The following is a 24,379-nucleotide window of genomic DNA, read 5'->3' on the forward strand; positions in this document are numbered from 1 at the left end:
TTGGACGTAGACGTCGCAATCCACATCCTCCCAGCTCAAGAGGGCATTCTCGCCCTACGCCACGCTCACACCGCCGAACCCGGTCGGTGGATCAGGGTTGACCGGGGCCCGCCACATATCACCTACAGAACCCCGCCATTTAACGGCGCAAGCCACAGGCCACCGCCGCCGTGAAGCACTGTGCCGGCGGGTTCACCAGCCCCGCGCCGACCTGCCCGGTACCGGGCACCTTGCCGGCGATGCCGGTGTTGATCTGCGGCAGGATGCCGGTCCGCGCCACCGCGGTCACGTCGATCCCGACCGGGGTGCCGCGGAAGCCGAGGATCGGCACCTGGAAGGCGGGGTGCTCGGCGAGGGTGATGTCGTACATCCGCCGGGTGGTGGCCAGGGCGAAGTCCGCGTCGCCGCCGACGAACGCGGTGATCGCCGGGGCGGCGGCCATCGCGAACCCGCCGATGCCCGCGGTCTCGGTGATCGCCGAGTCGCCGATGTCGGGGTTGGCGTCCTCCTCGGTGTAGTCGCCGAGGAACAGCCCGTCGGGCACCTCCGCCGGGCCGGTGAACCACTGGTCGCCGGTGCCGGAGACCTGGATGCCGAACTCCGTGCCGTTGCGGGCCATCGCCACGACCAGCGTCGAGCCGGGCACGTCCCGGCCGGCGTCCAGGGCCAGCTTGCATGCGGGCATGACGAGGTTGAGGAAGAAGTGGTCGTTGCCGTTGCAGAACCGGACGACGTCCGCGACGTCGCCGGGGTCGGCGCCGAGCTCGAGCAGCTCGGGGACCAGCTCGCGGACCAGCATCATCGTGCCGGCCCGGTTGCGGTTGTGGCCCTCGTCGCCCATCTGCAGCATCTGGGCGATGATCGCCCGGACGTCGAGCGGGCCGGCGTCCGAGGCGGCCCGCCGCCGGACGGCCTGCTGCAGCAACGGCCCGAGCACGCCGGACATCCACCGCAGCCGCTCGGTGACCTCCTCGCCGTAGGCGCCGTAGCGCAGCACCTTGCCGAGGCCCTCGTTGAGGGAGCAGTAGGCGGTGCGCCCGCTGGCGGGGTCGGTCAGCTCGAACACCCACATGCCCGGACTGATGACGCCGGCCATCGGGCCGACCGCGGCGTGGTGGTGGCAGGGGTCCAGGACGACGTCGGTGCCGTCGGCGAGCCGGCCGGCGGACAGCTGGGCCTGCGCGTCCTCGGGGCTGTCGGCGAGGCCCTCGAAGAGCATCGCGCCGATGAGGGCGCCGCGCATCGGACCGCTGGCGGTGTCCCACGTCAGCGGGGGGCCGGCGTGGAAGAACGTGCCGCGCGGCAGCGGCAGCGCCTCATCGGCGGGCAGCACGTCGGTGAGTACCGCGCCGGAGGCCAGCACGCGCTCGATCGCCGTCCGGTTCGCCTCCTCGACCCGGGGGTCGGTCAGGACGGCGCGCAGGGCGTCGGCGTCCGCGATCGGCGGCCGCCAGTCGACCCGGTCGGCGGTGACGGCCTGCGCCTCCAGGGCGTCGGCGAACAGGTCGACGCCGGTGGTGACGACCCGTTGCGGGCCGGCGAGCAGTGCCTCGACGGAGGGGGCGAGGGGGGACGGGGCGAGGGGGGACGGCGTGGTCATCGCTGGGCTCCAGAGGCGAGGTCGACCGCGAGCTCGGTGGCGGCGGCGTTGGACAGCAGGACGGCGGCGCCGGCGGCGGCGAGCGCCTCGGCCTGGGCGTCGCGACCCTGCGGGTCACCGGCGGTGCCGGTGAGGGACACCACGACGTCCAGCGCATGGCCGGCGGCCCGGGCGGAGGACAGCACGTCCCGGATCACCGGGGCGTGCTCGGCGGCCGGGTCGGCGTGGGCGCCGTGCCCGAGGACGACGTCGAGCAGCACGACCCGGACCCGCTCGTCCGCGGCCGTCTCGCGCAGCGCCTCCAGCCGCAGCGACGGGTCGATCATCGGGTGCGCCCGCCCCTGGGTGAGGGCGTCGTCGCCGAGGTCGACCATGGCGTGCCCGGCCCCGCGCAGGGCGGCCGCCAGCGCGGAGGGGCCGTCCACCGCGAGCGCCGGCCACCCCGCCAGCGGGATGTTCGAGGCGATCGGTCCGAGCCGGCGGCCGGCGACGGCCATCGCCTCGTCGCACAGCGTCCCGCCGGCGAACAGGCCACGCACCAGGCCCTCGGCGCGGTCGGCCGTGGCGCGGTCGACGTCGCCCCACGTCGGCCACGTCGGCACCTGACGGCCAAGAGCCGCGCAGACCCGTTCGGCGGCCGCGGTGAGATGGGGCTGGTCGGCGCCCAGGGTGGCCCACTCGACGCGCAGACCGAGGTCGGCGGCGACGTCCTCGAGGCGGCCGACGACCTGCGGGTCGGCCGGTTTGGAGACCAGGACGACCATCTCGGTGGCCTCGTCGGCGGCGAGCACCCGCAGGGCCTGCTCGGCGCCGAGCCCACCGACCTCGGCGCCGAGGTCGCGCCCGCCCAGCCCCAGACAGTGCCGGACGCCGATCCCGGCGGCGTCCAGCAGCGCCATCAGGTGCTGGGCACCGGTGCCGCTGGCGGCGACGAGGGACACCGGGCCGGGGCGTACGACGTTGGCGAACCCGAGGCCGACCCCGCCGACGACGGCCGTGCCGCAGTCGGGGCCCATGACGAGCACGCCGCGCCGCGCGGCCTCCCGCTTGAGCAGCACCTCGTCGGCGACCGGGACGTTGTCGCTGAACACCATGACCGACGAGCCGGCGCGCACGGCGTCGAGCGCCTCGACGGTCGCGTGCCGGCCGGGGACGGAGACCACGGCGACGGGTGCCGGCTGCCGGGCCAGGGCGATCCCGGTCGTACGGGCAGGTTCGGCCGCAGCGCCGGTGGGGCCGGCCTCCTTGGTCGACAGGGCGTCGGCGAGGACGGCGAGCGCGGCCTGCACGGCGGCGTCCGGGTCCTCGGCGTCGTCGGCGACCCGGACGGCGACGACGAGGTCCTCCGGGGCGCTCGGCGGGACCTCGAAGCCCATCCCGGTGAGCACGTCGAGGTTGAGCTCGGTGGCCATCGCCACCTGGGCGGCGGCGATGCCCTCGACGGCGGCCACGGTCCGGCTGACCGACAGCAGGGTCACCGAGTCGTGGTACTGGCCCTTGCGGACCTCGACGTGCTGCTTCATGCGCTTCTCCTCAGCGAGGCGGACAGGTCCTGGGGCGGCCGGGGGCGGGTGCGCCGGACGGCCGCGGCGACGGTGGCGACCAGGCCGGTGGCCAGATCGGTGCCGGACGTCGACCCCACCGCCAGCAGGCGGCGCACGGCCGGTTCCACCGGGGCGGCACCGAGCAGCGCCCGCAGCGCGCCGACGACCGGCGGGACAGCACGGCCGGCGGCCGCCTCGGCGAGCAGCCCCATCGACACCGGCGTGGTACGCCCGGCGGCGGCGCGCAGGACAGCGTCGGCGGTGCGGTCCACGCGGGGGGCGCCGACCGCGCGGCCGGCGAGCAGGACGGCGGCCGCGACGTCGTCCCCCGACGGGGTCGAGCCGGGGCCCAGGCCGATCACCCGGGTCAGCACGGTGACGGCGCCGGTGACGTCCCCGGCCAGGACGGCCTCGGCCGCGGGCGCCGCGGCCAGCAGGGCCCGGGAGCGGGTGTCGTCGGGCCCGCCGGGGACCGGCGGTTCGCCGAGCAGTGCGGCGGCGATCCGGGCCGAGGCCCGGTCGGGGGTGCCGGTCGGCAGTCGCGGCGGTGTCCACCACCTGCGGACGGCGAGCACCCCCGCCGGCGTGCGCAGGCCGCCGCCGCCGACGGTCACCTCGTCGCCGACGGCGACGAGGTCGGCCGGGATCAGGCCGGCGCGCAGGACGACGGCGCACGGCGGGACGACGGCGTCCGGGGTGGCGATCACGACCACCCGGTCCGGTCGGCCGGCTGCGGCGGGTGGGGCGACGAGGTAGGCAGCCCAGCGACCGGTGACGGCGACACGCGCCGGCAGGGGAGGGCCGTCGAGCAGCGGGGCGAGCGGGGCGGCCGCGGCCACCGGCAGCGCTGCGGGCACGCCGTCCTCCTCCTGCGCTCGCCGGACGTCCTCGGTCCTCGGCCCTCGAGCCGGTCGGCGTCCGACGCTACGGGCTGCGGCTACCCTGCCGGGATGGCCGAAGTTGCCAACGAACTCGCCTCGACTCGTCCGACTCTGCCGAGCCCCGGTCGTCCGACCCTGCCGAGCGTCCGGGAGACCGGCCTCGGCCTGTCCGTGCGGCGGGTCCTGGACACCGACGTGCTGGCCGGTACCGAGGTGCTGGCCGGCGCGGACGGTCTGGACCGGGTGGTGACCCGGCTCAACGTCATGGAGGTGCCCGACATCGCCCGGTGGGTGCGCCCGGGGGAGCTGCTGCTCACCACCGGCTACCCGCTGCGGGAGGAGCCCGAGCGGCTCGCCGGTCTCGTGGTCGAGCTCGACGCGGCCGGGGTGAGCGCCCTGGGGATCAAGCTGGGTCGCTACCTGGAGCAGCTGCCCGAGTCCGTCGTCGAGGTCGCCGACCGGCTCGGCCTGCCCGTGCTGGCCCTGCCCGAGCACGTGTCGTTCGACGACGTTCTCACCGAGGTGCTCAGCGACCTCGTCAACCGGCAGGCACGCACGCTGGCCCGCGCCGAGGAGGTGCACCGGCACCTGGTCGGGATCGTCCTGGGCGGCGGCGGCCTGCCCGAGCTCGCCGCCGGCACCGCCGACGCCCTCGGGGTCACCGTGCTCGTCACCGCCCCCGACGGCCGCCCGGTCGCCTCCGCCGGCGACCCCGGCGAGCTGGCCGCCGAGCCCTGCGCCCGCCTGCTCGACGCGGCCGGGCGGCTGCGGGTGGAGGACCCCGGCTGCGCGCTGGGGCTGCACGAGCACCCCGACGGCGGCGGGCACGCCGTCGTCACCGTCGCCGCCGGCAGCCTGGACCACGGCCGGATCGCCGCGTTCTCCCGGCACCGCCGCCTCGGCGAGGACGACCTGCAGGCGCTGGAGCGAGCCGCGACGGCGGCCGCGCTCGTCGTCACCCGAGAGCTGGCGGTCGCCGCAGTGGAGGGCAAGTACCGCTCGGACTTCCTGCGGGACGTGCTGCTCGGCCGCTCCGGCGACCCGGCGCTCGCCGCCCGGCACGCCGCCGGGCTCGGGTGGGACCTCGACCGGCCGCTCGTCGTCCTCGTGCTCGAACCCGACGACGACCCCCGGGACACCCGCGGCCCGGGCACGTCCACCGCGCTGCGCCCGCTCGTCGAGCGGCAGGCGACCGCGCTCGGCATCGCCGTCGGCGCCCGGGACCCGGGCGCGGCGACGGCCGCGTTCAGCACCGAGGCGGTCGCCCTGATCGGGGTGCCGTCCGACGGTGACGTGCCCCGCGCCGTCCGTGAGCTCGTCGCCGCCATCCGCGGGGAGGGTGGGGGAGGCCGGCGGTCCTTCTCCCTGGGGGTGAGCCGGGTGTGCACCGGGCTGGCCGAGGTGCCGGCCGGGTACGAGCAGGCGCGCACCGCCGTCCGGGTCGGTCGCCAGGTGGACGGCGCCGGCACCGTCAGCCACTTCGACTCCCTCGGCGTCTACCGGCTGCTCAGCCTGGTGCCGGACGGAGCGGAGCTGCGGTCGTTCGCGACCGAGACGCTGCGGGAGCTCGCCGGCCCCGGCGCCGAGCAGGAGGACCTGCGTCGCACGCTCGAGGTGCTGCTGGAGACCAACCTCAACGTCGCCGAGACGGCTCGGCGACTGCACTTCCACTACAACACCCTGCGCTACCGGATCACGAAGCTCGAGCGGATCCTCGGACCGTTCACCACCGACGCCAACCTGCGCCTCGACGTCGCCCTCGCCCTGCGCGTCGTCGCGATGCGGGGGCTGTGACCCTGCCGGTGAGAGACCCGTGTCCGGGTCCGTCCCGGTATGCCGGGACACGCGCGGAAGGCGCCGGACGCCGTCCGCGGCCGCGAGCGCACAGCGTGACAAGGATCGAGGGGGCCGCTGGGCGAAAGTCGCCGGTGTGACCTCCCACACGTCTGCCTAGCGTTCCCCCATCCTGATCACCACTCGGCCGTCCACCCGGGGCCGCAGGGATCGCACAGTTGCCGGACGTCCGTCCGGTGGGAGGAGTTCCACATGGCAATCGGCTGGAAGCTGCACGGCGACGGCAAGTCGCCCGCTCCGGGGGAGGTCGTCGCCCCCGACGAACGCCTGTCCTGGGGTCGCACCGTCGGTCTGGGTGCCCAGCACGTCGTCGCGATGTTCGGCGCCACCTTCGTCTTCCCCATCATCATGGGGCTCAACCCTCAGCTCGCCATCATGATGAGCGGCATCGCGACGATCATCTTCCTGCTGATCGTCAAGGGCCAGGTGCCCAGCTACCTCGGCACCTCTGCCGCCTTCGTCGGCGCCGTCGTCGCCATCCGAGCCCAGGGCGGCACGACGCAGGAGGTCACCGGCTCCATCCTCATCGCCGGCCTGATCCTCGCCCTGGCCGGTATCGGCATCCACTTCGCGGGCTCCCGCGCCCTGCACGCGGTGCTGCCGCCGGTCGTCACGGGTGCGGTGGTCATGCTCATCGGGTTCAACCTGGCGCCGGTGGTGGCCAACGTCTACTGGCCGCAGGACCAGTGGATCGCCCTCATCGTCATGACCGCCGTCATCGCGATGAGCGTGGGGCTGCGCGGTTTCCTCGGGCGCATCTCGATCTTCCTCGGCCTGGTCTTCGGGTACCTGCTGTCGTGGGTGTTCGACCGGGTCTTCGGGCAGATCACCTCCTACGACGCCGGTGCCGGTGAGGTCACCACCCACTGGCGGGTCAACTGGGACGGCGTCCGCGAGGCCGCCTGGTTCGGCTTCCCGCCGCAGACCTCGACCGGTCCGGACGGCGCCGAGATCGTCGGCTGGCACCTGCCGAGCTTCAACACGACCTTCATCCTGCTCGTCATCCCGGCGGTCATCGCCCTCATCGCCGAGAACGCGGGGCACGTCAAGGCCGTCGCGGAGATGACCGGCAAGGACCTCGACCCGCTGATGGGCCGCGCGATCGCAGCGGACGGCGTCGGCACCATGGTCGCCACCTCCGTCGGCGGCTCGCCGACCACCACGTACGCCGAGAACATCGGCGTGATGGCGGCGACCCGGGTGTACTCCACCGCCGCCTACTTCGCCGCCGCCGGCTTCGCGATCCTGTTCGGCTTCTCCCCGAAGTTCGGAGCCCTGGTCTCGGCCACACCCGGCGGCGTCCTCGGCGGGATCACCGTCGTCCTCTACGGCATGATCGGCCTGCTCGGTGCCAAGATCTGGCGCGAGAACAACGTCGACTTCGGCAACCCGCTCAACCTCGTCCCGGTGGCCGCCGGCGTCATCATCGCCATCGGCGACACCAGCCTGCAGGTCACCGACGACTTCGTGCTCTCCGGCATCGCCCTGGGCACCATCGTCACCATCCTCGGCTACCACCTGGCGTTCGCCCTGGCCCCGGAGCACCTCAAGCACCGTGGCCGCGGCACGACGATCATCTTCGACGCGCCGGGGGGATACACCGGTGGGGACCCGGAGGCCTACAGCCGGCAGGCGCCGGACGAGTCGCACCCGGACGTCGACCCGCACCGCCCCGGCGGCGGGAGCCACCGGGCGCACTGAGGGCGGGACCCGTGCGGCGGTCGCCGGTGCGCCCAGTGCACCGGCGACCGCTCACTTTCGCGCCGGGCAGGACTCGGCACTATTCGACGAGGCGACGCTCACAACCGCGGGAGAGGATCGGTTCATGAAGCCCGCGCCCTTCACCTACCACCGGCCGCGGAGCGTGCCCGAGGCGCTGCAGGTCCTCGCCGACGTCGGCGCCGACGGCAAGGTCCTGGCCGGCGGCCAGAGCCTCCTCCCGCTGATGTCGATGCGGCTCGCCTCCCCGGCCCACCTCGTCGACGTCAACGAGGTGCCCGACCTGGCCGACGTCACCGTCACCGACGACGCCGTCCGGGTCGGGGCCCTCGTGCGGCACGCCGCCCTGGAGCGGCACGACGCCGCGGCCGCCGCGATCCCGCTGCTGCGCCAGGGCCTGCGCCACGTCGCCCACGCCACCATCCGTAACCGGGGGACCACCGTCGGCTCGATCGCCCACGCCGACCCGTCCGGGGAGATGCCCGCCGTGCTCACGCTGCTCGACGGGACGGTCACCGCGGCCTCGGTCCGCGGAGAGCGCGAGATCGGCGTCCGGGACCTGTTCCTGGGTGCGCTGGAGACCTCGCTGGAGCCCGACGAGCTCGTCGTCGCCGCCACCTTCCCCCGGCCGGCGGCGGGCACCGGGACCGCCGTCCTGGAGGTCGCTCGCCGGCACGGCGACTACGCCGTCGTCGGGGTGGTCGCCGCCGTCCGGCTGGACGACGCCGGCGCCGTCGCCCAGGCCCGGGCCAGCTTCGTCACCGCCGGTGAGCTCGGCACCGTCGTCGACCTCACCGACGCCGTCCGCGGCGTGCACCCCGATGCCCCGCCGCCGGACTGGGCGGCCGCCGGCGACCTCGCCGACGGACTGGTCGACGTGGACGCCGACATCCACGCCACCGTCGAGTACCGCCGCCAGCTCGTCCGGGTGCTCACCGCCCGGGCCCTGCAGCAGGCCGCCCGTGAGGCGGCCGACGCCATCGGGAGGGATGCCGCATGACCGCACAGCCGGAGAGCGCGCCGGAGCAGACGATCGACGTCCGGGTCCGCGTCAACGGTGTGCTGCGCGAGGTGACCGTGCCATCGCGGCGGCTGCTGTCCGACGTCCTGCGCCACGACCTGCGGCTGACCGGCACCCACGTCGGCTGCGAGCACGGGGTGTGCGGCGCGTGCACCGTCCTGCTCGACGGGGAGCCGGTGCGCTCGTGCCTCACCCTGGCTGCCACCGCCGACGGCCACGAGGTGACGACCGTCGAGGGGCTAGCCGCCGCGGACGGCACACTGCACCCCGTGCAGCAGGCGTTCGTCGAGACCCACGGCCTGCAGTGCGGCTTCTGCACCCCCGGCTTCGTCACCACCGTGGCCGCCTACCTCGAGCAGAACCCGGACCCGACCGAGGAGGAGGCCACTGAGGCGATCTCCGGCAACCTGTGCCGCTGCACCGGGTACCAGGGGATCCGGGCCGCCGTGCTGCGGGCCGCCGAGCTGCGCAAGGAGGCCGCCCGGTGAGCACCCGACAGTTCGGCGAGCCCGTCGCCCGGCTCGAGGACCCGCGGCTGCTGCGCGGCGACGGCCGGTACCTCGACGACCTCGGGCACGACGCGCTCGCTGTCGCCTTCGTCCGCAGCCCGCACGCCCACGCACGGGTCCTCGACGTCGACGCCACCGAGGCGCTCGCCGTGGACGGGGTCGTCGCCGTGTACACCTGGGAGGACCTGGCGGCCGATGACGAGGCCGGCGGCGAGAGCGCCCCGACGACGCTGTCCGAGCCGCTGCCGGTGCTCATCCCGCACCCGGCGCTGTACGCGCCGCGCACCGGGTACGCCCTGGCCAAGGACGAGGTCAACCATGTCGGCGAGGCCGTCGTCATGGTCGTCGCCCGGGACCGGTACGTCGCCGAGGACGCCGCCGGCCGGATCGTCGTCAGCTACGACCCGCTGCCCCCCGTCGTCGGCATCGAGGCGGCCCGGGACGCCGACCGCACGGTGCACCCCGACGTCCCCGACAACGTCGCCGCGCACCTCGTCCAGGAGGTCGGGGACGTCCAGGCCGCGCTCGCCGCCGCGCCGCACACCCTCGAGATCGACCTGGAGATCGAGCGCAGCGCGTCGATGCCGATGGAGGGCAAGGGCGTCTACGCCCGCTGGGACGGCGACGAGCAGTCACTTCGCGTCTACACCTCGACCCAGGCGTCGACGTCCGTGCGGGCCGCCGTCGCCGCGCGCCTCGGGATGCCGCTGGTCAAGGTCGAGTGCGTCGCCCCGGACGTCGGCGGCGGCTTCGGCGTCAAGATCGTCCACCCGTGGCCGGAGGAGATCCTCGTGCCGTGGGCGGCGCGCAAGCTCGGCCGGGCCGGGATCGCCCGCGAGGTCAAGTGGGTGGAGGACCGCCGGGAGCACTTCGTCTCCAGCGCCCACGAGCGTGGCCAGCTGCAGAAGGTCACCGTCGGCTTCGACGACGACGGCCGGCTGCTCGCGTTCGACTTCCGGTTCTGGCACGACAACGGCGCCTACACGCCGTACGGGATCATCGTCCCGATCATCACCTCGACCCAGGTGCTCGGGCCGTACAAGCCGGAGGCGTTCCGGGCCGAGTTCTGGTCCCTGTACACGAATACCGTCATCGTCACCCCTTACCGCGGCGCCGGCCGTCCCCAGGGCGTCTTCGCGATGGAGCGGACGATGGACGCGATCGCCGCCTACCTCGGCAAGGACCGGGCCGACGTCCGGGCGGTCAACTTCATCCAGCCCGAGGAGATGCCCTACGACCACCACCTGACGTTCCAGGACGGGCGGCCGCTGATCTACGACTCCGGGGACTACCCGCGCTCGCTGGACAAGCTCAAGGAGCTCGTCGGCTGGGACGACTTCGAGGCCTACCGGGAGCGGGCCCGCGCCGAGGGACGACGGGTCGGCATCGGCCTGGCCTGCTACGTCGAGGGCACCGGTGTCGGCCCGTACGAGGGAGGTCACGTCCTCGTCGAGACGTCCGGCAAGGTGAAGGTCGCCACCGGCCTGACCACCCAGGGGCAGGGCCACCAGACGGTGTTCGCCCAGATCGTCGCCGACCGTCTCGGCGTCCCGCTCGAGGACGTCGAGGTCGTCACCGGCGACACCCGACGGTTCCGGTACGCCGTCGGCACGTTCGCCTCCCGGGCCGCGGTGATGAGCGGGTCGGCCATCTCGGTCGCCGCGGACCAGGTCCGCCAGAAGGCGTTGCGGATCGCCGCGGACGCCCTCGAGGTGGACGAGGCCGACCTCGAGCTCGTGGACGGCGCCGCCCGGGTCAAGGGCGCCGGTGACAGCGGGCCCGCGCTGCCGCTCGGCACCATCGCCGTGCTGTCCAACCCGCTGCGGTACGCCTTCGACGAGGCGGCCAAGGCGGCCACCCAGTTCGCGGTCGGGGACACCTCGAAACCCCCCGTGCCCGAGGGCGAGGAACCCGGTCTGGAGGCCACCGGCTACTACTCCCCGCCGCACTCGACGTTCGCCTCCGGCATGCACGCGGTCGTCGTCGAGACCGACCCGGACACTGCCGAGGTCCGGATCCTGCGGTACTGCGTCGTCCACGACTGCGGCAACCTGATCAACCCGCGCATCGTGGAGGGCCAGATCAACGGCGGCGTCGCCCAGGGCGTCGGTGGTGCCCTGTACGAGCGGATGGAGTACGACGAGCACGGCCAGCTGCTCAACGCCTCGTTCATGGACTTCCTCATGCCGTACGCCACCGAGGTGCCCGCCCGGATCGAGGTGGACCACCTCGAGACGCCGTCCCCGCTCAACCCGCTCGGCGTCAAGGGCGCGGGGGAGGCCGGCGTGATCCCCGGCGCCGCGGCGTTCGCCGCGGCCATCGAGGACGCCGAGGGCATTCCCATCACCCGGATGCCGATCTCCCCGAGCGAGCTGTTCGCGCTGCGCGCGGCCGCTGCGACGACCCTCCCCACGAACCAAGGAGCCACCTCCCGATGAAGATCAGCGGCACGGCCACCCTCAGCGCCCCCCCGGCGAAGGTGTACGAGGCGCTCAACGACCCGAACGTGCTCGTCCGCACGATCCCGGGCGTGGAGTCCCTCGAGCAGACCGGCGAGGACCGCTACCGGATGTCCATCACCGCCGGGGTCGCCTCCATCAAGGGCACCTACGACGGCGAGGTCGCGCTGACCGACCGCACCCCGCCGAACGCGTTCACCCTCAAGGGCAAGGGTGCCGGCGCCCCGGGCACCGTGGACGCCTCGGTGCGGGTCACGCTCGCCGAGCAGGGCGAGGGCACGCTGCTCAGCTACGACGCCGACGCCGTCGTCGGCGGCATGGTCGGCGGCGTCGGCCAGCGGATGATCACCGGGGTGGCGAAGAAGATGGCCGGGCAGTTCTTCGGCAACGTGGACGCCCTGCTGACCGGCGCGGTGCCGGCGCCCGAGCCGGTCGGGGTGCAGGGCGCACCCGCGCCGGAGGCTCCTGCGCCGACGGCCGGTGCCCAGGGTGCTGCTGCGCCGGCGGGCGCTGCGTCGACGGCCGGTTCACCGACGGCCGCCGGGCCCAGCGCATCTGCGGGTGCCGTCTTCCGCGCCCCGGCACCTGCCGTGCCGTCGTCGACGGAGGCCATGCGCGTGCCGTTCTGGATCGTGCTGGCCGGGGTGGGTGCCGGCGCCTTCTGGGCGCTGGCCGGCGTCCTCGTCGGCTGGCGCATCGCCCGCCGACGCTAACCCCCTTTCGTGATCATGCAATCCCGCCACCCTCTGACCCCCGTTCGTGATCATGCAATCCCGCCACCCTCTGGCCCCGTTGGTGATCATGCACTCCCGCCACCCTCTGGCCCCGTTGGTGATCATGCACTCCCGCCACCCCCAGTTCGCACGTCTGCTCGCAGGATGCTGGGTTGGTGGCGCGACACGCCGCCATGGCTGGACTGGGGGCAGCATTCTGTAGGGCGCGCCCATGACCCGATGCGGACCTCTAGAACCTTCCGGGGTCCCAGGGTGCTGTGTCATGTTCTTGGGTTGCTCCCTCCTGGGGGTCATGAGCGTTCGCCGCGCCTCGGCTGCTTGTCCACAGGCCGGCGGCTGAGGGGTACCTCGTCAGGGTTCGTGGTGGTTATGGTTCGGGACCGTGGACCGGTTCTGCGTGATTGGGGTCGTGCTGGCGCTTGCGGCCGGTGGGTGCTCGGCCGGTGCGACCGAGGAGCCGTCGCCGACGACGTCCCGGTCGGTGGTAACTGAGCAGCCGACCGCGACGGCGAGTGAGACGGTGCCTGCGCCGCCGGAGATCCCGGCGGAGGCGAAGGAGATGACCGAGGCGGGTGCGGATGCATTCGCCCGTCATTGGTTCGACGTCGTCGAGTATGCGTACGCCACCGGAAACACTGAGCCGCTACGGGCTCTGGCAGAGTCGGAATGCGAAATCTGCAATGCCTCCATCGCAGAGATCGAAGAACGCGCACAGCAGGGGCTGATCACCCAGGGGCTGAACATTGAGGTGCTGACCAGCGCTGCGGCTCCAGGGGACAATCGTGGCGTCGTGGTAACAATGACTGTGAGGGAGTCCGATTCCAGAGTCGTCGATGCGGACGGTGAAGTACAAGAAGAGTCACCCGCGTCGGGACAAATCGCGGTCAACGTCTACGTGGCCAACGCCGGGACTGAATGGCAGCTCTTTGAGATCGGAGTCATCACGTGAGAGCGGTAAAGGTTGCGGTTCTGTCGCTCCTCTTGGCCGCCGCCGCCGCCGCCGTTCCGGCAATTGCTCAATCCCACGGTGCTTCCGACTTCTTCGGTGAAGCCCGCGACGAGTCATTTGTGGTGGACGGGTGGTCGAGATCGTCGGGGACCGGCACTAACATTGAGCCGGTAAGGACCTCTGCCCCATCGTTCGAGTTCACTCATGTGCCGGCATGTCCGGGTAACACTCCCAACGTCGAGGGCGCCGATGTGGGTTGCGCACAGGCAGAAGCCTCGTGCCCGGATGAGCGAGTGATGTACTGGCTATTCCGTCGGCCAGTGGGTGGGATGACCGCCTGGGAGTTGGCCGGGGCTCGCTGCCTTTCGCCGGGGGAGGCGACCACGGCGGGCGCCGCCATTCCCGGTTTCACGCTAGCTGATTTTCAGCGTCTGCCGTTGCCGGCGGGTACGCCGAACGTGGAGCCGGACAACGGTTACACGATGGTGGGGATCCCGACGAACGTGTACGCCACTGCTGAGCCGGTCACCCTTGACACCGAGCTGCTGGGGTTCCCGGTGCGGGTGCGGGCCACGCCGTCCCGGTACGCGTGGGACTTCGGGGACGGCACCGGTCACGGTCCCACCAGCGAGCCGGGTTCCCCGTACCCGGCGTTGACGATCACCCACACCTACGAGCGGGCTGACCGCTACTCGATCACGTTGACGACGTACTACACCGGGGAGTACTCGGTGGCCGGTGGGCCGTGGCTGCCGATCGCTGGGGAGGCTCAGGTCACCTCCGCGCCGGTGGACGTCGAGGCCCTCGCCGGCCGCAACCTTCTGGTCGCCGATCCCCAGGACTGACTGCCGCGTCCCCGAGGTCACGGCCGAATTCGCGGGATCACGTGTACTGGCGGGGCCGGTGAACGGGGTGGCGGGATTGCATGATCACGGCTGGGAGACAGGGGGTGGCGGGATTGCATGATCACGAACAGGGTGATGGCTGGTCCCAATGCCTAGGGGTGACTGCGGGCCGCCGGGACGGCGGCGAGCGCCTCCTCGTCTGGCAGGCCGGCCACGTTGAGCAGGTCGACGATGGTGGACCGCACCTGCCCGAGGACGACGTCCCCGGACAAGGTGCTACGAGGCACCTCGGCCGACGCCGCGCCCACCCGCCGCAGCCGTGCCACGGCGATGCTTACGTCCCCTTCCGCGGCAATCTGTTCGGCCAGGGTCCCGGCGGCGTCCGCGAGCTCGTCGACGAGCACGAGCAGCTCTCGGGGCAGCGGTTCCGCCATCCGGGCCGCGGTGGCCAGCCGGCGGACGAGCACGCGCACATTTCGCACCGCTCGGTCCAGCGGCACGGCCTGGCGGGAGACGGACCGGATGCGGTCGCGGTGGCGTCGGCGGAACGGTGACACCCGGACGACGTCCAGCCCGGCGGAGGCGGCGTCGCGCAGCTCTACGAGCCGCACCTCCGTCTGACGCGCGCGTTCCAGGGTGCGTGCGGCGCCGTCCGGGTCGCCGCCGCGCACCGCGGTCGTCGCCGCGTGCAGCAGGTCCGCGACTTCGACCAAGGTTGACGCGACGAGCTCGCGGGGGCGCCGCAACGGCGACCCGGGGGCCACCGCGGCGACTGCCAGTGCCACGGCTCCGCCGACCACGGCGTCCAGCCACCGCCCGAGCCCCGCCTCCGGGACCGGCAGCAACGTCGTGACGATGACCGCCTGTACGCCCGCCTGGGTGACGAGCACGTTGCCGGCGTCGAGCAGCACCGCGATCGACATAGCGGTCGCGACGACCACGACGATCTGCCACACCCCCGTCCCGACGAGGGCGACGAACGCGTCGGCCACCCCGACGCCCACGGCAACACCGACGACGATCTCGATCGTCCGTCGGAAGCGTGCGCCGTACGAGATGCCCAGAGCCACGACCGCGGCTACCGGAGCGAAGAAGGGGTCCGGGTGGCCGAGCAGGTGGAGCGCCACGAACCACGCCAGTCCTGCGCCGACTGCGCACTGAAGGATCTGCCAGCCGGCGCGCTGCCACCGGCGCAGCCGTGCGCGGGGGCCGACTCGGAGAGCGGGAGCGAGCCGGCGGCCAGCCCAGATCACCTCCGTCACGCTAGCGGCCGGGTCAACCTGGACCTGAGCCCGCGGCGGACGGCGGACGGCGACCGGCGTCCTGGAGGTGTCGGCTTGGGACCGGGCCGATGTCCGCGGCAAGTCACCGTCAAGGGGGCTCGGCGTCCGGAGCTCTCCTCCTGGCGCCCTTCCTGTTCGTGATCATGCAATCCCGCCACCCCAGCTCTTACGCCTGCTCACAGGATGCTGGATCACGTTGACCACGTACTACACCGGGGAGTTGCCACGGCCGATTTGCAGGATCACGTGTACGGGCGGGGTGGGTGAGCGGGGGTGGCGGGATTGCATGATCACGGACAGAGTTGTCGGCTCCGGCGGGGTGGGTGAGCGGGGGTGGCGGGATTGCATGATCACGAACAGGGGGTTCAGCCAAGGGTCACGGGGACGCCTTGGCAACGCTTGACGACGTCCGCGCTCGTGTGGGCGAGTGCAATACCTCAGGTGACCAGCGTGAGCAGGCAGATCAGGATCGGCATCGACACCGGCGGCACCTTCACCGACGTCGTCGCGGTCGACGAGGCGACCGGCGAGGTCGCCACGACCAAGACGCCGTCGACCCCCGCCGACCCCGCGGAGGGCTTCCTCGCCGGGGTCGACAAGGTGCTTGGCCAGCTCGGTCTGGGCGGCGACTCGGTCAGCGCCGTCAGCCACGGCACCACCGTCGCCACGAACAAGCTGCTCGAGGGCAAGGTGGAGAACCTCGGGTTCATCACCACCGCCGGGTACCGGCACATCCTGGAGATCGCCCGGCAGTCGGTGCCGGACGGCTACGGCAACTCCTACTTCTGGGTGAAGCCGCCGCGGATCGTGCCTGCTGACAAGGTCCGCACCGTCACCGAGCGGATCGCCGTCGACGGCCGGGAGCTGACCCCTTTCGACGAGGACGAGGCGGTCGCCGCCGCCAGGTTCTTCCGCGACCACGGGATCTCCACCATTGCGGTCTGCTTCCTGCACTCCTACGTCAACCCCGGCCACGAGCAGCGGATGCGTGAGGTGCTGCTTCGCGAGCACCCCGAGGCCACCGTCTCGATCTCCAGCGAGGTGATGCGCGAGTACCGGGAGTACGAGCGCTCCATGACGACGCTCGTCGACGCCGCGGTCAAGCCGAGCATCCGCCGGTACATCGCCAACATCTCCCGCCGGCTGGACGAGTTCGTCGCCCTGGAGGACGGCACCTCGCGCCGGGTGCCGTTCTACGTCATGAAGTCCAACGGCGGCGTGCTCAGCGCCGAGGAGGTGGTCCACCAGCCGATCACCACGGTCCTGTCCGGTCCGGCCGCCGGCGCCCTCGGCGCGGCCATGGTCGCCGGCGCCGCCGGGTTCCCCAGTGTGCTGACTTGCGACGGCGGCGGCACGTCCACCGACGTCACCGTCGTCGTCGAGGGTCACCCCGCGCTCACCACCGAGGGCTCGGTCGGCGTGTACCCGAGCAAGATCCCGATGATCGACGTGGTCACCGTCGGCGCCGGCGGAGGCTCCATCGCCTGGGTCAGCCCCGAGGGCACGCTCAAGGTCGGGCCGCAGTCGGCCGGCGCCGACCCCGGTCCGATCTGCTACGGACAGGGCGGTGTGGAGGTCACCGTCACCGACGCCCACGTGACGATGGGACGCATCCCGCCGCACCTGCTGGGGGGCGAGATCCCACTGGACGTCGACGCGGCCCGGGCCGGCCTGGAGCAGCTCGCCGAGCGCCTGGGTCTGAGCCTGGAGCGGACGGCGACCGGCGTCCTGGAGGTGTCCGCCTGGAACCAGGCCAACGCCCTGCGGCAGATCACCGTCAAGCGGGGCCTCGACGTCCGGGACTTCATGATGGTGACGTTCGGCGGCTCGGGGTCCCTGCTGGCCTGCCGGCTCGTCGACGTCCTGGGTCTCAAGGGGGTTCTCGTCCCGCTCAACCCGGGCAACCTGTCGGCGTTCGGGCTGCTCACCGTCGACGTCCGCAACGACTACGTCCGCACCGCGGTGGCCCGCCACGACCGGCTCGACCTCGCCGAGGTGAGCCGGGTGCTCGACGAGCTGGCCGCAGAGGCGGACGGCGCACTCGAGCGGGAGGGCTTCGAGCCGTCCCGTCGCCGGTACGTGCGCACCGCGGACCTGCGCTACTTCGGCCAGGCCTTCGAGGTCCGCGTCGAGATCGGCGACGGGCCCGTCACCCGGGAGCTGGTCGACGCGGTCGCCGAGCGGTTCCACGCCGAGCACCGGCGGCTCTACGGGTACGACTTCACCGACGACGACCGCCAGCAGGTCGAGTGGGTGAACCTGCGGGTCACCGGGGTCGGCCCGATCCGGCGTCCCGAGCTCGTCGAGGTCGCCGCCGGCACCGGCGCCGCCAGTGCTCGCACCGGCAGCCGGCAGGTGCACTTCGGCGAGGAGTGGACGCAGGCCGCCATCTACGACCGCGAACGGCTGGGAGCGGGCGACGTCGTCACCGGGCCGGCGGTGATCGAGGAGTTCGGCTCCACCGTCCCGCTGCACCCCGGGTTCCGCGCCGAGGTCGACCGCTTCGGCAACCTGCTGATCACCCGCGCCACCGAGGAGACGACCCGATGAGCGACAAGCCGTACCGCCTCACCGACCCGGGGACCGATGCCGACCCGGTGCTCGTCGAGATCGTCGAGGGCTACCTCGCCAGCGTCGAGATGGAGGTGGAGACGGCGATCGCCAGGACGTCGCGCTCGCCGATGATCCGCGACGCCCACGACTTCCGCGCCGGCATCCACGACCGGCACCTGCGCAAGCTCACCGGCCGCTCCTACTCAGCGCTGGTCCACCCGGTCGCCCGTGACTTCCCGCTGGCGACGATGCGTCCTGGAGACGTGTTCTTCCACAACGACGTCTACCTGTCCGAGGGCGGGATCGGGCACCTGCCCGACCTCTGCGTGACCGTCCCGGTGTTCCACGACGCCGGCGACGGGCCGGAGGTGGTGGCCTTCGTCCAGGCGTTCGGGCACCACGACGACATCGGGGGCGCCGTCCCCGGGTCGATGCCCTCGCACGCACGGAGCGTGTTCGAGGAGGGCCTCATGGTCCCGCCGATCCGGCTGTGGGACCAGGGTGTCCCCAACGAGGCCGCGCTGAGGATCATGACGCGCAACTCGCGGATGCCCGAGTCGCTCGCCGCAGACCTGGACGCCGAGTGCTCCGCCTGCCTCATGGGCGCCCGGCGTCTCGGCGAGCTGTTCGACCGGTACGGCCGCAAGCAGGTCGAGGCTGCCTTCGACGCGTTGCTGGACAAGACGACTCAGACCTACCGGCGAGAGATCCTTGCCAAGATCCCCGACGGCACGTACGTCTGGGAGGACTACGCCGAGCACGACGGGGTGGAGGAGCCCAAGCTGCACCGGCAGCGGATCACCCTGACGAAGGTCCCCGAGACCGACCCTGCAGGGCCCAAGCTCATCATCGACTTCACCGGCACCGGCCCGCAGGCAAAGGGGCCGATCAACCACTGCGGCGACTACGCGGACGGCAACTTCCTCGCCAAGTGGTTGGCGCCGATCCTGCGCAACCTCGCCGACACCCCGGAGCGGATGGCCGAGCTCGACGTCAACGAGGGCGTCGTCCCGCTGCTGGAGATGCGCTTCCCGGAGAAGGGGACGCTGCTCACCCCGGTCTTCCCGGCCCCGACGAACGCCCGGACATTCGTCATCCTGCGACTGCTCGGCGTCCTGGCCGGCGCGGTGGCCAAGGCCGTCGACGGCAACATGCCCGCCGACCAGGAGACCATCCGGTACACCGGCGTCTACGGCGAGGACCTCGACGGCCAGCCCTACCTCATGCGGGAGGTGCTCGGCGGCGGCTCCGGTGGCCGGTACTACGCGGACGGCGAGGACACCATCCACGTCGTCCCGGACTCCCGCAACCTTCCGAGCGAGTTCAGCGAGTCACGTTTCCCGTTCGTCGTCGAGAGCCTCGGCCTGGCCGTGGACTCCGGCGGCCCGGGCCGCTACCGCGGTGGCCTCGGCTACGACAAGCGGATCCGGATGCTCAAGGACGCGAGCTTCATGTCCATCGCCGACCGGTCGATCCTGGCCTGCTGGGGGGTCAAGGGTGGCAAGGCCGGCCGGCCCTTCGACGTCACGATCGACCCGGGCGGGCCGAACGAGCGCACCGTCGACGCCCTCGCCGACGACGAGCCGGTGCGCGCCGGCGAGGTGATCCGGATCCGGACCACCGGCGGTGGTGGTTGGGGCGACCCGCTGGAGCGACCGCACGAGGAGGTGGTCCGCGACGTCCGGTGGGGCAAGGTGTCGCTGGACGGCGCACGCCGTGACTACGGCGTCGTGCTGACCGGGACGCCGGAGGAGCCGGTCCTCGACGCGGCCGCCACCGAGGCGCTGCGCCAGCAGATGCGCGGCGCGCGGCCCGCGGAGCGGCCGTTCTTCGACCGCGGCCCGGGGTACGCCCGGCTCGCCGGGGGTGCGACGGCCGCGGAGCTCGACTGGGTCTGAGAGCACCCGTAGGGTCGGTTCCGTGGCGAGGAAAAAGCCTGGTCGAGGCCACCGACGACAGCCGCAACGGCGCCACCCGTCCCCACGCGCTGTGCGGCGGACCGGCGGCGTGCACGACCAGGAGCTGTTCCAGCGTCTGCGGGCCGCTCTGCGCTCGGACGGGCCGCTGGAGCTGCTGGCCATCGCCAGCAGCCTGGTGGAGGTCACGGACCCGCGGAGCAAGGACCCGTTCGCCCCGGGAGAGCAGCAGACCAGCCTGGTAGAGCTCGTGGAGTCGTTGGTCGGGACGCCGTACGCCGAGACCACGGCGGCGCTGACCGCCGTCCGGCACCTGGTGCCCGACGACGTGATGGCCGCGCGTATCGGCCGCGAGCTGGCGGTGCGGCACCATCCGATGCCCGACTGGCTGGCCGCGCTCGGACACGCCCGTCTGGAGCCCGACGTCTGGCTCATGACCCACTCGCTCGGTGACGGGGACGACTACCTGCTGGGGCTCACGCTGCCCTCCGGGCACGCGCTGTCGGCTCTGGTGTACGTCGACCACAACCTCGGCACGGTGGTCAAGGACGCCTTCATCGTCCCCGAGCTGCTGGAGGACCTGGTGCTCGCGGTGGGCAAGCTGGCCGACGACCCGGACCAGTCGCTCACGCGGACCGACCCGGCCACGGCCCGCGCCGTGATCGAGGCCGCCATCGGCGCCGGGTCCCGCGTCTACCCGCCGCTCACCTCGGACACCTGGCCGATGTGCCGTCCCCTCGTCGAGTGGATGGTGCGGATGCTGCCGGCCGGTGCCGTCGCCCCCCGGCGCAAGGAGTGGTCGCAGCAGGAGATCGCGACGATCGCCGAGGACTTCTTCGCCTCGCCGTTCGGGGCACCTGTGGACCGGGACGACGAGCGCGACCTGCTGGGCAGCGTGCTGTGGTTCGGCACCAGCTACGCGACCGGTGACCCGTGGCGGTGGAGCCCCGTCACGGTCGAGCTGATCCTGACCCACTGGTTCCCGCACAAGGTGATCGACGAGCCGTCCTACCTGGCGAAGCTGCCATCCCTGCTGCGTGCCTGGATCCGCTACTGCCACGACCGCAACGGCATCCGCGCGGACCTGACCGCCGAGACGCTGGCCGCCGTCGACCGGTACGAGCCTCAGTACCAGGTGCTGATCCGCGGCGACCACCAGAAGGTGATGGCTGGGTTGGGGGAGGCGCTCCTGGCGGCGGACCGGCTCGAGCAGCTCAGTGACGAGGAGATCCACATCGAGTACATCGCGGACGAGGTCGGCGGTGTCGACGCGCTGATGGCACTCGACGTCGACCAGCTGCCCGACGAGCAGTTCGACTGGACCGGCATCCCCGACGAGGTCCACCCGGTGGTTCAGGGCATCCTGGATGCGTGCGACGCCTGCGCTGATGCACGGCTGGACGTCGAGCACCGCACCGCGATGCGCCGCTTCCTGGCCCGCGCCGCGCGGGGCGACCCGAAGCTGTTCCGGCGCAAGGCGTCGCCGGCCCGTGGAGCGGCAGCCGTCGCCTGGGTGGTCGCTACTGCGAACCGCACCGTCGGCTCCCACCGCTCAGGGGTCACCGGCGCCGACCTGCTCGCCCACTTCGGCATCTCCGGGTCCGTCTCCGACCGGGCGCGGTCGCTCCTTCGCGCCGCGGGGATCGACCTGTCCCTGACCTACGGGTCCCTGCGGCTCGGCGACCCCTCCCTGCTGGTCTCTCGCCGGCGCCGTGAGCTCGTGGACGACCGTGACCGGACCCTCAGCAGGTGACGGGCATGGACGACACGGAGGCCATGACGCGGTGGCGGTCGCTCGTCGCCCGCCGAGACGGCCAGGACCTGGTGGCCGCGCTGAGCCACGAGCCGTGGCCGGAGAACGCGCTGCAGCTGATCGGGGACGGTCTGCTGGCTGCGGTCCGGGACGGCGTCGAGGGCGCCGCCCAGATCGCTGCTCGCTGCGTCGCCGCGCTGCGGGAGAGGGACTGGGACGGCGACGAGGAGCTTGCCGACGCGCTGGACGCTGCACTCGGGTCTGGGCCCGCCCCGATGCTGCGACCGCTGCCGGTCGACCTCGAGGAGCTCGCCATGATCCTGGAGGGTGACCCGGTCTACGGGGGTGGCGGGGTCGACCTGTCCACGGGGGAGGTGTGGGCCCAGCCGGCCCTCGAGTACGCCGCCGAGATCGGGGAGATCCGCGACGAGGACGACGAGGACGACGAGGACGACGAGGACGACGAGGACGAGCGGTGGTTGTGGGTGGAGTGCCAAGGGTCTCGGGGCGGGTACCGCGACATGGTGGAGTTCATCGACAGGCTCGATGACCCGGTGCTCGCCGATCGGCTGACTTACGCGATCGGCGGTCGCGGCGCGTTCCGCCGGTTCAAGGACGTGCTCTCGGAGCGGCCGGAGCTCCTGACGCGGTGGTACGACTTCTCGAACGAGCGCCAGCGTGGACGGGCCCGTCGCTGGTTGGCTGCCGAGGGCTACACGCCGACACGGGTCACGTAGTCATCCGTGCTGGTGGCACAGGCGGCGAAGAGGAGGGGCAGTCGAGGGACTACACGGGAGTCGCAGGACGACAACGAGGACACCTGGCACTCCCGGGTCCGAGCTGCCGGTGCGCTCGCGGTATGAAGGAGCATGCGAATCTTCTTCACCGGCGGCAGCGGCAAGGCCGGCAAGTACGTCGCGCCGTACCTGGCCGAGCAGGGCCACCAGGTCACCAACGCCGACCTCGTCCCGCTGCGGCACCCGGGGGTCGCCGACCTTCGCGTCGACCTGACCGACGCGGGCCAGACCTACTCGGCGCTCGCCGGGCTGGCGACGTCCGAGGAGCTGGACCTGCCGACGAAGCCGACCTACGACGCTGTCGTGCACTTCGCGGCCGTGCCGGCGATCCTGCTCGCGTCGGACGTGGTGACGTACGCGACGAACGTCCTGAGCACCTACAACGTGCTCGAGGCCGCGACGCGTCTGGGCGTGCGCAAGATCGTGTTCGCCTCCTCGGAGACGACCTACGGGATCTGCTTTGCCCAGGGGGAGCGGCGACCGCTCTACGTCCCCGTCGACGAGGACCACCCGACGGTGCCGGAGGACTCCTACGCGATGTCGAAGGTGGCCAACGAGGTCACCGCGCGGTCGTTCCAGGCCCGCACCGGAGCGGACATCTACGGGCTGCGGATCAACAACGTCATCGAGCCGCACGAGTACGCCGAGACGTTCCCCGCCTACCTCGCCGACCCGTCACTGCGGCGCCGCAACCTGTTCGCCTACATCGACGTCCGGGACCTCGGTCAGATGGTGCAACGCTGCCTGCAGGTCGACGGACTGGGCTACCAGGTCTTCAACGTCGCCAACGCCGACATGTCCGTGGCTGCCACGACCCAGGAGGTCCGGCAGCGCTTCTACGACGGCGTGCCGGTGCGGCGGGACCTCGGCCCGCACGAGACCTTCTACGCCATCGACAAGGCGCGCGACCTGCTCGGCTTCACCCCGCAGCACTCCTGGCGCGAGGTGCTGGCCGACCCGGGGGCCGGCGCGCAGTGACCTGAGTGTCACTCGACGTGCCGACAGGAGGGCCGACAGGGAGGGACGACGTGGCGCCGGTGGCGGTGACCGGTGCGTCCGGCAAGACCGGGCGCGCCCTGACCGCCGCGCTGCGCGCCCGCGGGGTCGCCGTCCGGGGACTGCACCGCCCGGGCACCGACCTCGACACCGGTCGCGGGCTCGACGCCCTGGCCGGCTGTGACGCGGTCGTCGTCATCGTGCCGAACGTGCACCCGGACGAGCCCGGCGTCGTGGCGCGGGTGCTGGCCGCGGCGCGCCGGCACGGCGTCCGGCGGGTGGTCTACCACTCGGTCGCCCAGCCGTACGCGCCGGCGATGCCGCACCACGTCGACAAGGCCGTCGCCGAGGACCTGGTTCGCCGCAGCGGGACCGACTGGACGGTGCTGCAGCCGTGCGCCTACACCCAGAACCTGCTGCCGGGCCTCGCCGCCGCCGAGCCCGAGCTCGCGGTGCCGTACTCGACGCTGACCCCGTTCGCGTTCGTCGACCTCGCCGACGTCGCCGAGGCGACCGCGACGGTGCTGCGTGAGGACGGCCACGTCGGTGCCACCTACGAGCTCGGCGGGCCGGGTGCGGTGAGTGTCGCGGACGTCGCCGCGGTCGCCTCCGAGGTCCTGGGACGCCCGGTGCGTGCACGGCGCACCGACCCGCGGGAGTGGGCGGCCGGGCCAGGCGCCGCACTGCCTGCCGAGCCCCGGCGCCGGCTGCTCGCCATGTTCGCCTCCTACGACGAGCACGGCCTGCTCGCCGGGTCGCTGGTCCTACGAGCCCTCCTGGGACGCCCGTCCGCCGACGTCCGCGCCGTCCTCACCCGTCACCTCGTCCACTGACCCGCCGACGACCCCCCCCGTGATCATGCAGTCCCGCCACCCCGCACGACCCACCCGTGATCATGCAGTTCCGCCACCCAACCTGCCAACGAAAACCGCCGCCGACCGGCAGGTGCTGCCGTCACGGCCGGTG

At 72.7% G+C, this 24,379-nt stretch carries 18 protein-coding genes; 14 read left to right on the top strand and 4 right to left on the bottom strand.

Translation table 11 applies throughout. The features are described from left to right. Positions 1-139 precede the first annotated feature (139 nt). Genes ACFP6A_RS11615 through ACFP6A_RS11625 form a run of 3 tightly spaced genes read right to left on the bottom strand, consistent with a single transcriptional unit; the run spans position 140 to position 4,001 of the window. On the bottom strand, positions 140-1,600 hold the full coding sequence (locus tag ACFP6A_RS11615; protein ID WP_379603705.1) for a DUF1116 domain-containing protein: 1,461 nt from the start codon (positions 1,598-1,600) through the stop codon (positions 140-142). Next, positions 1,597-3,123 carry an FdrA family protein gene (locus tag ACFP6A_RS11620; RefSeq protein ID WP_379603706.1) on the bottom strand — a complete coding sequence of 509 codons (1,527 nt, stop codon included), beginning with the start codon at positions 3,121-3,123 and terminating at the stop codon, positions 1,597-1,599. The genes ACFP6A_RS11615 and ACFP6A_RS11620 overlap by 4 nt, the downstream gene beginning before the upstream one ends. Further along, positions 3,120-4,001, bottom strand: a complete 882-nt coding sequence (locus ACFP6A_RS11625) for a DUF2877 domain-containing protein (protein ID WP_379603708.1) — start codon at positions 3,999-4,001, stop codon at positions 3,120-3,122. Before ACFP6A_RS11625 ends, ACFP6A_RS11620 begins: the two co-directional genes overlap by 4 nt. A 93-nt stretch (positions 4,002-4,094) precedes the next feature. On the opposite strand from ACFP6A_RS11625, the gene ACFP6A_RS11630 reads away from it, so the two are divergent. The 8 genes from ACFP6A_RS11630 (at position 4,095) to ACFP6A_RS11665 (ending at position 14,115) form a co-directional block, all read left to right on the top strand. Beyond that, positions 4,095-5,819, top strand: a complete 1,725-nt coding sequence (locus ACFP6A_RS11630) for a PucR family transcriptional regulator (RefSeq protein ID WP_379603710.1) — start codon at positions 4,095-4,097, stop codon at positions 5,817-5,819. 252 nt (positions 5,820-6,071) lie between these two features. Then, positions 6,072-7,580: a uracil-xanthine permease family protein gene (locus tag ACFP6A_RS11635; RefSeq protein ID WP_379603712.1), complete on the top strand. Its 1,509-nt coding sequence runs from the start codon at positions 6,072-6,074 to the stop codon at positions 7,578-7,580. 124 nt (positions 7,581-7,704) lie between these two features. After that, entirely contained in the window at positions 7,705-8,598 is an 894-nt protein-coding gene (locus tag ACFP6A_RS11640; protein ID WP_379603713.1) for an FAD binding domain-containing protein, read from the top strand. After that, a complete protein-coding gene (locus tag ACFP6A_RS11645) occupies positions 8,595-9,107 on the top strand; it encodes a (2Fe-2S)-binding protein (RefSeq protein ID WP_379603715.1) in 513 nt (170 codons plus the stop codon). Before ACFP6A_RS11640 ends, ACFP6A_RS11645 begins: the two co-directional genes overlap by 4 nt. Further along, complete coding sequence (gene cutA / locus ACFP6A_RS11650; protein WP_379603716.1) at positions 9,104-11,566, top strand: aerobic carbon-monoxide dehydrogenase large subunit; 2,463 nt, start codon at positions 9,104-9,106, stop codon at positions 11,564-11,566. Before ACFP6A_RS11645 ends, cutA begins: the two co-directional genes overlap by 4 nt. Next, positions 11,563-12,300, top strand: a complete 738-nt coding sequence (locus ACFP6A_RS11655; RefSeq protein WP_379603718.1) for a carbon monoxide dehydrogenase subunit G — start codon at positions 11,563-11,565, stop codon at positions 12,298-12,300. Before cutA ends, ACFP6A_RS11655 begins: the two co-directional genes overlap by 4 nt. A gap of 403 nt (positions 12,301-12,703) precedes the next feature. Then, entirely contained in the window at positions 12,704-13,270 is a 567-nt protein-coding gene (locus ACFP6A_RS11660) for a DUF6318 family protein (RefSeq protein ID WP_379603719.1), read from the top strand. 437 nt (positions 13,271-13,707) lie between these two features. Further along, positions 13,708-14,115: a PKD domain-containing protein gene (locus tag ACFP6A_RS11665; RefSeq protein WP_379603721.1), complete on the top strand. Its 408-nt coding sequence runs from the start codon at positions 13,708-13,710 to the stop codon at positions 14,113-14,115. Between the two features lie 152 nt (positions 14,116-14,267). Here ACFP6A_RS11665 and ACFP6A_RS11670 read toward each other — a convergent pair whose 3' ends face one another. After that, complete coding sequence (locus ACFP6A_RS11670) at positions 14,268-15,368, bottom strand: aromatic acid exporter family protein (protein ID WP_379603723.1); 1,101 nt, start codon at positions 15,366-15,368, stop codon at positions 14,268-14,270. Positions 15,369-15,848: 480 nt separating this feature from the next. Here ACFP6A_RS11670 and ACFP6A_RS11675 point away from each other — a divergent pair, with 480 nt between their 5' ends. The 6 genes from ACFP6A_RS11675 (at position 15,849) to ACFP6A_RS11700 (ending at position 24,246) form a co-directional block, all read left to right on the top strand. Next, positions 15,849-17,948, top strand: a complete 2,100-nt coding sequence (locus ACFP6A_RS11675; RefSeq protein WP_379603725.1) for a hydantoinase/oxoprolinase family protein — start codon at positions 15,849-15,851, stop codon at positions 17,946-17,948. Then, positions 17,945-19,849, top strand: a complete 1,905-nt coding sequence (locus tag ACFP6A_RS11680; RefSeq protein ID WP_379603727.1) for a hydantoinase B/oxoprolinase family protein — start codon at positions 17,945-17,947, stop codon at positions 19,847-19,849. Before ACFP6A_RS11675 ends, ACFP6A_RS11680 begins: the two co-directional genes overlap by 4 nt. A 109-nt stretch (positions 19,850-19,958) precedes the next feature. Continuing rightward, positions 19,959-21,620, top strand: coding sequence for a hypothetical protein (locus tag ACFP6A_RS11685; RefSeq protein ID WP_379603729.1), 1,662 nt, complete (start codon positions 19,959-19,961; stop codon positions 21,618-21,620). 5 nt (positions 21,621-21,625) lie between these two features. Further along, the gene (locus ACFP6A_RS11690; RefSeq protein ID WP_379603731.1) at positions 21,626-22,357 is read left to right on the top strand and encodes a UPF0158 family protein; all 732 of its coding nucleotides are present in this window, start codon (positions 21,626-21,628) and stop codon (positions 22,355-22,357) included. A 132-nt stretch (positions 22,358-22,489) separates the two neighbouring features. Then, positions 22,490-23,395, top strand: coding sequence for an NAD-dependent epimerase/dehydratase family protein (locus ACFP6A_RS11695; RefSeq protein ID WP_379603733.1), 906 nt, complete (start codon positions 22,490-22,492; stop codon positions 23,393-23,395). Positions 23,396-23,445: 50 nt separating this feature from the next. Then, positions 23,446-24,246 (top strand): SDR family oxidoreductase, encoded by an 801-nt coding sequence (locus tag ACFP6A_RS11700; RefSeq protein WP_379603735.1) that lies wholly within the window; start codon positions 23,446-23,448, stop codon positions 24,244-24,246. The last annotated feature ends 133 nt before the right edge of the window (positions 24,247-24,379 follow it).

Source organism: Quadrisphaera sp. GCM10027208 (assembly GCF_042658805.1).
GTDB lineage: Bacteria > Actinomycetota > Actinomycetes > Actinomycetales > SCSIO-59966 > SCSIO-59966.

Bases quoted from the DNA above. Each gene is read 5' to 3' on its own strand.
- ACFP6A_RS11645 (WP_379603715.1), top strand. From the start codon at position 8,595: ATGACCGCACAGCCGGAGAGCGCGCCGGAGCAGACGATCGACGTCCGG.
- ACFP6A_RS11630 (WP_379603710.1), top strand. From the start codon at position 4,095: ATGGCCGAAGTTGCCAACGAACTCGCCTCGACTCGTCCGACTCTGCCG.
- ACFP6A_RS11640 (WP_379603713.1), top strand. From the start codon at position 7,705: ATGAAGCCCGCGCCCTTCACCTACCACCGGCCGCGGAGCGTGCCCGAG.
- ACFP6A_RS11695 (WP_379603733.1), top strand. From the start codon at position 22,490: ATGCGAATCTTCTTCACCGGCGGCAGCGGCAAGGCCGGCAAGTACGTC.
- ACFP6A_RS11655 (WP_379603718.1), top strand. From the start codon at position 11,563: ATGAAGATCAGCGGCACGGCCACCCTCAGCGCCCCCCCGGCGAAGGTG.
- ACFP6A_RS11635 (WP_379603712.1), top strand. From the start codon at position 6,072: ATGGCAATCGGCTGGAAGCTGCACGGCGACGGCAAGTCGCCCGCTCCG.
- ACFP6A_RS11690 (WP_379603731.1), top strand. From the start codon at position 21,626: ATGGACGACACGGAGGCCATGACGCGGTGGCGGTCGCTCGTCGCCCGC.
- ACFP6A_RS11615 (WP_379603705.1), bottom strand. From the start codon at position 1,600: ATGACCACGCCGTCCCCCCTCGCCCCGTCCCCCCTCGCCCCCTCCGTC.
- ACFP6A_RS11680 (WP_379603727.1), top strand. From the start codon at position 17,945: ATGAGCGACAAGCCGTACCGCCTCACCGACCCGGGGACCGATGCCGAC.
- ACFP6A_RS11620 (WP_379603706.1), bottom strand. From the start codon at position 3,123: ATGAAGCAGCACGTCGAGGTCCGCAAGGGCCAGTACCACGACTCGGTG.